Below are 9979 nucleotides of genomic sequence, written 5' to 3'. Positions count from 1 at the left end.
GCGGGAGAGGGGGGGGAATAAGCGGATGTTGGCGTGTCCGAACACCCTGCGTCCGAAACCAACCCCGCTCCCACACAAGCGGGTTCCCACAGGAGCGCGCGTTTTCAGGCGAGGTTCTGCTCGGTCAGGCGCTGCACCGCCAGGCGCCGATAGTGCGAGGGGGTCATGCCCTTGAGCTGCTGGAAGCGGCGGTTGAAGTTGGAGATGTTGTTGAAGCCTGACTCGAAGCACACATCGGTCACGGCTTTGTCACCATCGGCCAGCAGCTCGCAGGACTTGCTGATACGCAGGCGGTTGACGAATTCGATGAAGGTGCGGCCGGTGGCTTGTTTGAACACGCGGGAGAAGTAGGTGGGTTTCATGCCGAGGTATTCGGCCACCTCTTCCAGGGACAGCTCCCGCGCGTAGTGGGCAAAAATGTAGTCCACCGCGCGGTTGGTGCGGTCGATGCTGTGTTCATCCGCCAGTTGCGGCGTGGTCACGCCGGAGAGCAGTTGGTAGTCCTCGCAGGCACTCAGCACTTCCATCAGGATGAAGAAGTGCCCCAGGCGCGCCATGCCTTGGGCGTCCTCGATGCGCTGCATCAGGGTCATGGCCTGGGCGATGGTTTTCTTGCAGCGAAATTCGATGCCGTATTGCGCCCGTTCCAGCAGTGGCGCCAGGGTCTTGAGCTCGGCAAAGACATGGCTGCCGCCGTCGAACAGCTCGTCGGTGAAGTTCACCAGCATGTCGCGCTTGGGCACCACTTCGTCCTCGGCCACCTGGCTGATCCAGTTGTGGGGCAGGTTGGGGCCGGTGAGGAACAGGCTTTCCGGGTAGAAGTTGCCGATGTAGTCGCCGATAAACACCTTGCCGGAGCTGGCAACGATCAGGTGCAGCTCGTATTCCTTGTGGAAATGCCAGCGCACCAACGGGCACGGGAAGCCGTGTTGGCGATAGATGATGGACAGACCGTTGTGATCGTCCATCAGCTCGTAGGAAGGATCGGTGATTCTCGCTGCTCGGGTCATGCTGCAGTCGCTTTATTGTGGTTGCGAAAAGGATAATGCCCCCTTGCGCGCCACCTCGCCAGCGTCTGTGTCTACAGCGTACGGTTTTTCGCCTCGATCCACTGCGCCATGTACTGGGTACTTTTGTGCAGGTGGTGGCGCAGCATGCTGCCGGTGAAATTGTTCCGACGGTGCTCGGCCAACTGGCGGCGGCACTGCTCCAGGCGCTCCACCAGGGCCGGGCCGTGGAGGTCGTGGGCGTAACGGCGGGCCAGTAACTGCCGGCCATCTTCCTGGGCCTGGGTCCAGCGTGGCGGGTCTTGATACAACGCAACCGCCGCAGCCGCCAGTGCACTGGCGCTGTGTTCGACCACGCCGGGCCACGGTTCGCCCATGGCTTCGGCGCCAATCGGTGTGGTAACGCTGGGTGTGCCGCAGAGCATCGCGTCGGCCAGCTTGCCCTTGATCCCGGCACCAAAGCGCAGTGGCGCCAGGCAGATACGCGCAGCGCTCATGACCTGCAATGCATCCTCGGCCCAATTCATCACGTGGAAGCCCTGGGCCGGGTTGTGCAGGGCGGTGGCCTTGGGTGGCGTATAGGCGCCGTACACGTGGAGTTGAGCGCCGGGCAATTGCTGGCGGATCAGCGGCCACACACTGTTCTTCATCCACAACACCGCATCCCAGTTCGGCGCATGGCGGAAATTGCCGATGCTCAGGAAGTGGGCACGGTCCTCAAAGGGGGCAAAGGCTTCGGTGGGCGGCGCCAGCATCAACGGGCACCAGTGGAGCAGGGCAGCGGGCACCTTGAAGTGTTCGGTCAGCAACTGGATTTCCACATCGGAGATCATCAGGCTGATGTCGCAGCGGTAGATCGCGGCGATCTCGCGCTTGGCCAGGTCGGTATCGGCCATGTCATCGAATTCGGCGGCCAGGTCCCGGCTGAACAGCGCGTCGAAGTCATCAGCTTCGGGGTGCGCCTTCAGGAAATCCTTGAGGCGCTGGTGGCGGGCGTCCCGCAGGCTTTGCAGGTCGGATGCTTCCAGCACCCGAAGAGCATTCGGGCAGGATTTTTCCACGCGCCAGCCGAACTGTTCTTCCATCATGAAACGGTCGAACAGCACGATATCCGGAGCCAATTGCTGGATAAACGCGTCGAAACTGCTGTTATTCAACTCGATCGCGCATTCGCGAATGCCCAGGGCGGGCAGGTCGGCCTTGTGTTCGCCGGTGACCGCCGGGCTGCTGAAGGTGATGTCCCAGCCTTGGGCCAGGAAACTCTCCAGAATCTGCATCATGTGCCCGCTGGCCGCCGAGGAGCGAGGCTCTGGCCAGACGTAGCCAATGACCAGGACTTTGGTGGCGGGCTGATTCATCGACAACGGATTCCTTGAAGGGCTGGGCAAAGGCGCGCAATTAAACCACAGCCCCTCAAGTTCCGGCGCACTCAGCGGAAGATGTTGACCGGCGTCGGCAGCGTCACCAACCCTACATAACCGTCCCAGAACTGCTTCTGGTCCACCGCGAAGACCACCTTGGCCTTTTGCGTGCCGACCGGCGCGCCTTTCTTGTAGCCCAGTGCCCGGCCATAGTCGGCGCCGAAGGTGGCATCCACGTCCACCCACAGCTCGCGGGATTCGGTGACGATCCCGGGGTTCACGAGAAACAGTGCCGGCAGGCTGTCCCAGGTGAAGCTGTGGTAAGCCGGGTCCTTGGCGAACAGTGGCCCGAACTCGTGCTTGTACAGGTCGGCAATCGGGCCTTTGTGTGCGATCACCCGCTCATACACCGACTTGTCGAAGGTGACTTTCTCACAGACATCGTTGGGAAAAATCACGTGTTCGATGGGCGAGCGCAACACGATCTTCGCGGCCTCCGGGTCGAACCACCAGTTGAACTCCGCCGCCGGCGTGGTGTTGCCCGGAATCTCCAGCGCGCCGCCCATGTACACGATGCGCTTGATCAGCGGCACGATGTCCGGCGCCGAGCGAATCGCCAGGGCAACGTTGGTCAGCGGGCCGACCGCCAGGATCGTTACCTCGTGGGGGTTGGCCCGTACGCTGTCGACGATGAACTGGGCGGCGGTTTCCTTGCGCAGCCTGGTGTGGGTCGCCAGGCCGTCCGGTGGCGCGACCAGTTGTGAGGCACTGGTTGGCCGCGGGTTCTTGAACGCACCCGGCCAGCCGGAACCGAACAGGGCTTTTTCCGCCTCATAGGTGGCGTAGTCATGCAGCAGCGGGTAGGCGGCGCCGGAATACACGCCGACTTCCTTCTCCACACCCATGCGTTCCACCGCCTTGAGGGCGTCGACCTGTTCCTGGTCGACCCAGGCGTTGCCGCTGACCAGGGTCATGCCCAGCAGGTCGATGCGTTTTTGCCCGTGCAGCTGGGCGAGCATGATAAAGGCCTGGCCGTCATCGTTGAGCACGTTGAAGTCGGTGTCGAAGATGACCTTTTCTGCGGCCTGCGCCGTACCGGCACACAGGCCCACGGCGACAAGCAGAGCACAGCGCTTGATGAAACCTTGCATGGAGACTCACCCGAAAAATTGTTGTTGTTAGCGGTTTACCAGCTTCGCCGGCAAGGCGATCACCAGGAAGCTGCTGAGAATCAGGCAGCCGGCAAAAAACCACAAGGCCCCTGCGCTGCTGCCGGTGACGTCAATCGCCACGCCCATCAGCGAGTTGCTCACCAGGCCCGCGATGTTCGCCAGCGAGCAGGCCAGGGCAAAGCCGGTGGCCGCTGCGGTGCCTTTCAGGAAGGTCGCCGGCAGGCTGAAAAACACCGGCACCGCACCGATGATCGCCGCCGAGGCAATCGCAAACAGCGCCACGGTGGCGACCACGTTATGGGTGAAGAACGTACTGGTAGCCATCGCCGCCGCGCCGATGAAGAACGGCACGATGATGTGCCAGCGGCGTTCGCGGTGTTTGTCGGAGCTGGCGCCGATCAGCAGCATGCCCAAGAGGGCCGCCACGCTGGGCAGGGCCGTGAGGATGCCGATGTGGAAAGTGTCGGTAATCCCGGCGTTGCGGATGAATGTGGGCATCCAGAACCCCATGGCATAGGCACTGAGCAGGATCGAGAAGTCGATACCGCCGAGCATCCACACCTTGAGGTTGAAGAAGCCGTCGCGGAAGCTGTGTTTGCTGGCGGCACCGTCGGCGTCGTCCTTGCGCAGTTCGCTTTCCAGCAGGTTTTTTTCTTCCGGCGACAGCCACTTGGCTTGCTGATAGGTATTGGGCAGCGCCCAGAAGGTCCACACACCGAGCAGCACGCTGGGCACTGCTTCGATCAGGAACAGCCACTGCCAGCCGCGCAGGCCGGCCATGTTGTCGAAGTGGCCCATGATCCAGCCCGACAACGGGCCGCCGATCACGCTGGACAGCGGCAGGCCGATCATGAACAGGGCGATGATCCGCCCCCGGCGATGGGTGGGAAACCAGGTGGTCAGGTAATACAGCACGCCCGGTAGAAACCCGGCTTCGGCCGCACCCAGCAGGAACCGCAGGATGTAGAACTGGGTGGTGGAGGTGACCAGCATGGTGCAGGCCGACAGCAGGCCCCAGGTGATCATGATGCGGGCGATCCAGATCTTCGCCCCGACCTTTTCCAGGATCAGGTTGCTGGGGACTTCGAAGATGATATAGCCGACAAAAAACAGCCCGGCACCGAGGCCGAACGCGGTTTCGCTGAAGTGCAGCTGGTCGAGCATCTGCAGTTTGGCGAAGCCGATATTGATGCGGTCCAGGTAGGCCGCGAGGTAGCAGAAACACAGGAACGGAATCAGCTTCCAGGTGATCTTGTGGTAGAGCGTGTGGACCGGATCGGCGACCGTAGTCGCGGGCGCTGCATTCGCAATGGGCATTGGGGTGTCTCCTGGCGGTGACTTATGGTTTTTATACGGCCGCTTTTTCAGCACTTCGGAGTGCTGTGAAAGCGACTTCCAAAGGCAGTGACAGAAGACTGAGGTGGCCCTGTTGGAGGTGATCAAGTGTGGGAGCGGGCTTGCTCCCACATTCGACTGCATTCCAGCGTGGGCGCTCAGTTTTTTCCGGACCACGCTCTTTGTCGTGGTTCCTGTTGACGCGTTACTGCTCCTTGAACTTGCTCATCGCCTCCTGCTTGCTCACCACGTCGCCGTACTTGCTGTCGATATCGAACAAGTTGGCTTCATGGGGCGCCGGGTGGCGGTCGCCGACGCATTCGCGCACGACGATGGTACGAAACCCGTGTTGCACCGCATCCACTGCGGTGGCCCGGATGCAGCCGCTGGTGGAACAGCCGGCGAGCACCACGGTGTCGATGCCCTGGGCGTGCAGCATCGGGGCCAGGCTGCTGCCGAAAAACGCGCTGGCGTATTGTTTGGTGATGACCACTTCATTGGCCAGGGGCAAGACCTCGGTGCAGAACGCGGCGAGGGGGTTGCCCTCGACCATGTCTTTCATCACCGGGGCCTTTTTTACCCAGATACCGCCGTCGGCGAAATGGCCCGGATGGTAGCGGATATTGGTGTGCACCACGCTGATTCCGTGACGCCTGGCGCAGGCCAGCAGCTCGACGCTTTCGGCCACGGCGATGCGCACTTCGGGGGCAAACAGTGGCGCGCCTTCGGTGGTATAGCCTTGCATAAAGTCGATCATCAGCAGGGCGGATTTTTTGCCGAAGCCGATTCGGTTACCCCAGACGCCCTGGTAGTTGGCGTCGGCGGATTGTTCGCTCATCTTTCAGTCCTCGGTAATGGACAGTGCACGTACCCTGTGGCGAGGGAGCTTGCTCCCGTTGGGCTGCGTAGCAGGCCTGTTTTTTTGGGGGCGCTTCGCACTCCAGCGGGAGCATGCTCCCTCGCCACAAAAGCGTTTTTAGTAGGCTCCCGACAGGAGGGCGCCGGCGCCGGGGACGATGGGTTCCAGGTCCAGGGCCTTGAGCATGGCGTAGGTGGTGGCGATGGCGGCGGTGAGCACCGGCAGGCCGGTCTGGGCTTCGACCTTCGCGACCACGGGCAGCGACTGCATTTGTACGCAGGCCGACAGTACGATTACGTCGACACCTTCCAGGTTCATCCCGGCAACAATCGCCGGCAGGTTGGCCGGGTCGTGGCGGGCCACTTCGAGGTTGTCGGGGATTTCCAGGGCGCGCCAGTCCACCACTTCAAAGCCTTCTTCGCGGATGTAGTTCACCACCAGTTCGGTCAGCGGTTTCATGTACGGCGCAACAATCGCGATGCGTTTGGCGCCCATGACTTTAAGGCCTTCGATCAGGGCGCCGGCACTGGTGATCACCGGGGCGTTGGCGTCGTTGTCGGCGGTGGCCGTGCGCAGGCGTTGCTCGGACTTGCGGTGGTAACCCAGCCCCATGGCCATGATCGCTACCAGGCAGGCGTAGCCCAGCACGTCGACCTTGGCGTCGGACAGTTCGATGGCGCAACGGTCGGACTCACCGTCCATGGCCGCCAGTTCTTCCTTGCGCACTTGCTTCATGCGCATGCGGCTGGAGTGAAAGGTGAAACGTTCCGGGCGGATCGCCTGGCGCGCGTTAAGCATCGCCGGGATCTCGGTTTCCATGGTGGTGTTGGAGCTCGGCACAATCTGGCCGATGCGATAAGGCTTGAGCATGATGGTCTCCGTTATGCAGTCAGGGGCTGGCCGAGGAAGTCGCCGAAGGCAGCGAAAAAGCCTTCAAGGTCATCCCAGGGGATCATGTGTCCTGCATTTGGCACATGGGCGACCTGTAGGGTCGGCTGTAACTGTCGGACTTCCGCGACATCTTCGGCCTGAATTACACCGCCGCGTCCGGCAACAATCAGCAGGGCAGGAGCCTCCAGGTGCGGCAGGTCCTGATGGAAATCGACGGTATGGAAGTCATTGAACGCACGCACGATCGCCGGCTCGTAGCAGGTGTGCAGCCATTCGGCGCGCAGTTGCAGTTGTTCCTCGGTCCAGGTGGCGCAGAAGGCGCGCATCGCCTCCGCATCCATGCCGACCTGGGATTGACGAATCGAATCGACGTACCACGGCAGTTTGCTTGGGTATTCGCGGCGACCCGGGCCGGACATCGGCGGGTCGATCAACACCACGCGGTTGACACCTTGTGGATGGCGCACCGCACTGCGTACGGCAAACCGCGCGCCCATGGAATGGCCGACCAGGTGATAGCTGTCGAGCTTCAGGGCGTCGGCAAACGCGCCAATGTCATCGGCGCAGGTGTCGGCGCTGTAGTCCAGCTCCGGGCCGGTGGACGACAGGCCGCGACCGCGCACGTCCAGCACGTAGGTGTCGAAGTGCAAACCCAGGCGTTCCGCGACAAAACCCCAGGTAATCGCCGGGCTGGTGATGCCGGGAATCAGGATCAGTGCCGGGCCCTTGCCGCCGTAACGCAGGTAATGCTGGCGGATACCGTTGGCCTGGACATTGCCGCCGTAGAGAAAGCTGCTCACGCCGCCACCCCCGATTTTAGTTGCTGGGCGTAGAGGTCATAGCCGTAGACCCAGTCCGGATCTTCCTGGGTGCGCAGCCAGGTGTTGGCGTTGGACACGGCCTGCACCCGGGACGCGCGTTCCTTGCGGTTGGCTTCATACAGCTCGAACGCGGTGCGGTAGTCGCCGATCCCGGTTTCCTGCAGGCAGCGCGTCAGCATCGCGGCGTCTTCGATGGCCATGCCAGCGCCCTGGGCCATATGGGGTTTCATCGGGTGACAGGCATCACCCAGCAATACCAGGCGACCACGGCTCCACAACGGCAGCGGGTTGCGGTTGCGCAACGGCCATTTGGTCACGCTTTCGGTGGATTCGATCAGGGCCTGGACGGTCGGGTGGTAGCCCTTGAAGGCGTCGAACATCTCCTCCCGGCTGCTGTCGACGAAGGCGCCCTGGAAGTCCCATTCCGGGTGCGGCACGCCAGTGACGTAGTAGTACTCGTCGCGCTTGCCGGTGGTGTAGTAGACCATCATGTGCCGGTCCTCGGTCCACCACTTGATGCAGTCTTCGAACTTCAGGTCGTACTTGGCCAACTGGTCGCCACGGATCAGCGCACGGTGCGCGACCCAGCCGCTGTACAGCGGTTTTTCGGCACCCAGCAGCTCTTCACGAATGCGCGAATTGATGCCGTCGGCACCGATCACGATGTCGGCGTAGGTTACCTCGCCGTCGGCGAAAGTCAGGCGCACCTGGGTATCGGTTTCTTCAAGGGTTTCCAGGCGCTTGTTGAAGTGCAGGGTGCCGGGCTTGAGAGTGGACATCTGCAGCGCGTGCAGATCGCCGCGATGCACGGTGATGTAGGACGCGCCGTAGCCAGTCAGGGGAATGCGTGACAGGTAGTCGCCGGTTTCACCATCGCGGCTGAACCAGTGCTCGGGGTGCGACCCCATCAGGTCCAGCTGTTTTTCGATGCCCATGCGGCGGAAGATTTTCATGATGTTGGGGCCCATGTGGATCCCGGCACCCAGGCGGGAAAACTCCGGCGCCTGCTCGTAGATGTCCACGTCGAACCCTGCCTGTTGCAGCAGGGTGGCAGCGGCGGCACCGCCAAGGCCGGCGCCGACGATTGCGATTTTTTGTGTGCTTCCCATGGGGCGTGGTCCTCTTTTTCGAATAATGGCCGGCGGCGTCTGTCCGCAAGGTTTTTAAAGTGTATACGCTCATTTTTTCAAATGAAAAGCCCACGCCTGAAAAATTGTTTTTTGGCCATATCGATCCCCTGTAACCGGATATCTCCATATATAACTGGGCTTGTGTGGATTCGTAACGTTTTGGCGTGGTGCTTGCAGTCCATGATGAAATCAGTTCTTATCGTGATTAATTGGCGTATACGCTATAAAAACGCACTAGAGTGAAGCGCCCTGCAAGATCTTGGTGCAGCAGCTGAGGAGACAGGAAATGCCGGTAAGTGATTGCGAACTGACCCAGATGTTTGAGCATGTGTTGAAGCTCTCGAAGGTCGACCCGACCCAGAGCGTCGCCGTGCTCAAGAGCCATTACTCCGACCCGCGCACCGTGCGCGCCGCGATGGACGCGGCGCAGCGCCTGGGGGCCAAGGTGTATGCGGTGGAGTTGCCGTCGTTCAACCATCCCCGGGCGATGGGCAATGACATGACGGCCTACTGTGGCGACACTGCCCTGACCGGCAATATCGCGGCGCAGCGGGCGCTGGAAGCGGCCGACCTGATCGTCGACACCATGATGCTGTTGCACTCGCCGGAGCAGGAACAGATCCTCAAGACCGGCACGCGCATCCTGCTGGCGGTGGAACCCCCGGAAGTGCTGGCGCGCATGCTGCCGACCGAAGAGGACAAAGTGCGCGTGCTGGCCGCTGAAGAACTGCTGAAAAAAGCCCGCTCGATCCACGTCAAATCCCGCGCCGGCAGTGATTTCCGGGCGGCGCTGGGGCAATACCCGTCCGTCACCGAATACGGCTTTGCCGACGAACCGGGACGCTGGGACCACTGGCCGAGCGGCTTCCTGTTCTCCTGGCCCAATGAGGAAACTGCAGAGGGCGTGCTGGTGCTGGATATCGGCGACATCCTGCTGCCGTTCAAGACCTACACCCGGGAGAAAATCACCCTGGAGATCGAGAAGGGCTTCATCACCAGAATCCACGGTGGTTTCGAGGCCGAATACCTGCGCGACTACATGAAATACTTCAACGACCCCGAGGTATATGGCATCTCCCACATCGGCTGGGGCCTGCAGCCACGGGCGCAATGGACGGCCATGGGCCTGCACGACAAGAACGACGGCATGTGCATGGACGCCCGCGCGTTCTACGGCAACTTCCTGTTCTCCACCGGCCCGAACACCGAAGTCGGCGGCACCCGCAAGACCCCGTGCCACATGGACATCCCGCTGCGCAATTGCGACGTCTACCTCGATGATGAGGCCGTAGTCATCGCCGGCGACGTCGTAGCCCCCAAGGCCTCCCTGGCCCACTAAACATCCAATGTGGGAGCGGGCTTGCTCGCGAATGCGGTACGTCAGTCACACATGCGCCACCTGA

General features: G+C 61.7%; 9 protein-coding genes. 1 reads left to right on the top strand and 8 read right to left on the bottom strand.

The window, feature by feature from the left end:
- Positions 1-104: 104 nt before the first annotated feature.
- The 8 genes from ACW9I6_RS26540 to ACW9I6_RS26505 all read right to left on the bottom strand — a co-directional run bounded on the left by ACW9I6_RS26540 (position 105) and on the right by ACW9I6_RS26505 (position 8555).
- Positions 105-1010 (bottom strand): AraC family transcriptional regulator, encoded by a 906-nt coding sequence (locus tag ACW9I6_RS26540; protein WP_003215319.1) that lies wholly within the window; start codon positions 1008-1010, stop codon positions 105-107.
- A gap of 71 nt (positions 1011-1081) precedes the next feature.
- Positions 1082-2365 carry a glycosyltransferase gene (locus tag ACW9I6_RS26535; RefSeq protein WP_177009418.1) on the bottom strand — a complete coding sequence of 428 codons (1284 nt, stop codon included), beginning with the start codon at positions 2363-2365 and terminating at the stop codon, positions 1082-1084.
- Positions 2366-2436: 71 nt separating this feature from the next.
- Positions 2437-3519 (bottom strand): nucleoside hydrolase, encoded by a 1083-nt coding sequence (locus tag ACW9I6_RS26530; RefSeq protein WP_457340025.1) that lies wholly within the window; start codon positions 3517-3519, stop codon positions 2437-2439.
- Between the two features lie 27 nt (positions 3520-3546).
- Positions 3547-4857: an MFS transporter gene (locus ACW9I6_RS26525; RefSeq protein WP_008436141.1), complete on the bottom strand. Its 1311-nt coding sequence runs from the start codon at positions 4855-4857 to the stop codon at positions 3547-3549.
- Between the two features lie 223 nt (positions 4858-5080).
- Complete coding sequence (locus tag ACW9I6_RS26520; protein ID WP_003215327.1) at positions 5081-5713, bottom strand: N-carbamoylsarcosine amidohydrolase; 633 nt, start codon at positions 5711-5713, stop codon at positions 5081-5083.
- Between the two features lie 138 nt (positions 5714-5851).
- Positions 5852-6604 carry a maleate cis-trans isomerase family protein gene (locus ACW9I6_RS26515; RefSeq protein ID WP_177050558.1) on the bottom strand — a complete coding sequence of 251 codons (753 nt, stop codon included), beginning with the start codon at positions 6602-6604 and terminating at the stop codon, positions 5852-5854.
- A gap of 11 nt (positions 6605-6615) precedes the next feature.
- Positions 6616-7425 carry an alpha/beta fold hydrolase gene (locus tag ACW9I6_RS26510; protein WP_008436143.1) on the bottom strand — a complete coding sequence of 270 codons (810 nt, stop codon included), beginning with the start codon at positions 7423-7425 and terminating at the stop codon, positions 6616-6618.
- Entirely contained in the window at positions 7422-8555 is a 1134-nt protein-coding gene (locus ACW9I6_RS26505; RefSeq protein ID WP_003215332.1) for an FAD-dependent monooxygenase, read from the bottom strand. Before ACW9I6_RS26505 ends, ACW9I6_RS26510 begins: the two co-directional genes overlap by 4 nt.
- Before the next feature lie 307 nt (positions 8556-8862).
- On the opposite strand from ACW9I6_RS26505, the gene ACW9I6_RS26500 reads away from it, so the two are divergent.
- The gene (locus ACW9I6_RS26500; RefSeq protein WP_003215335.1) at positions 8863-9915 is read left to right on the top strand and encodes a 2,5-dihydroxypyridine 5,6-dioxygenase; all 1053 of its coding nucleotides are present in this window, start codon (positions 8863-8865) and stop codon (positions 9913-9915) included.
- Positions 9916-9979 lie beyond the last annotated feature (64 nt).

This window comes from Pseudomonas sp. SDO5522_S412 (assembly GCF_054071215.1).
This window is presented reverse-complemented; position numbering and strand designations above follow the sequence as displayed.

Excerpts from the sequence above, each read along its gene's own strand:
- ACW9I6_RS26500 (WP_003215335.1), top strand. The coding sequence starts at position 8,863 with ATGCCGGTAAGTGATTGCGAACTGACCCAGATGTTTGAGCATGTGTTG.
- ACW9I6_RS26530 (WP_457340025.1), bottom strand. The coding sequence starts at position 3,519 with ATGCAAGGTTTCATCAAGCGCTGTGCTCTGCTTGTCGCCGTGGGCCTG.
- ACW9I6_RS26520 (WP_003215327.1), bottom strand. The coding sequence starts at position 5,713 with ATGAGCGAACAATCCGCCGACGCCAACTACCAGGGCGTCTGGGGTAAC.
- ACW9I6_RS26540 (WP_003215319.1), bottom strand. The coding sequence starts at position 1,010 with ATGACCCGAGCAGCGAGAATCACCGATCCTTCCTACGAGCTGATGGAC.
- ACW9I6_RS26515 (WP_177050558.1), bottom strand. The coding sequence starts at position 6,604 with ATGCTCAAGCCTTATCGCATCGGCCAGATTGTGCCGAGCTCCAACACC.
- ACW9I6_RS26535 (WP_177009418.1), bottom strand. The coding sequence starts at position 2,365 with ATGAATCAGCCCGCCACCAAAGTCCTGGTCATTGGCTACGTCTGGCCA.
- ACW9I6_RS26505 (WP_003215332.1), bottom strand. The coding sequence starts at position 8,555 with ATGGGAAGCACACAAAAAATCGCAATCGTCGGCGCCGGCCTTGGCGGT.
- ACW9I6_RS26525 (WP_008436141.1), bottom strand. The coding sequence starts at position 4,857 with ATGCCCATTGCGAATGCAGCGCCCGCGACTACGGTCGCCGATCCGGTC.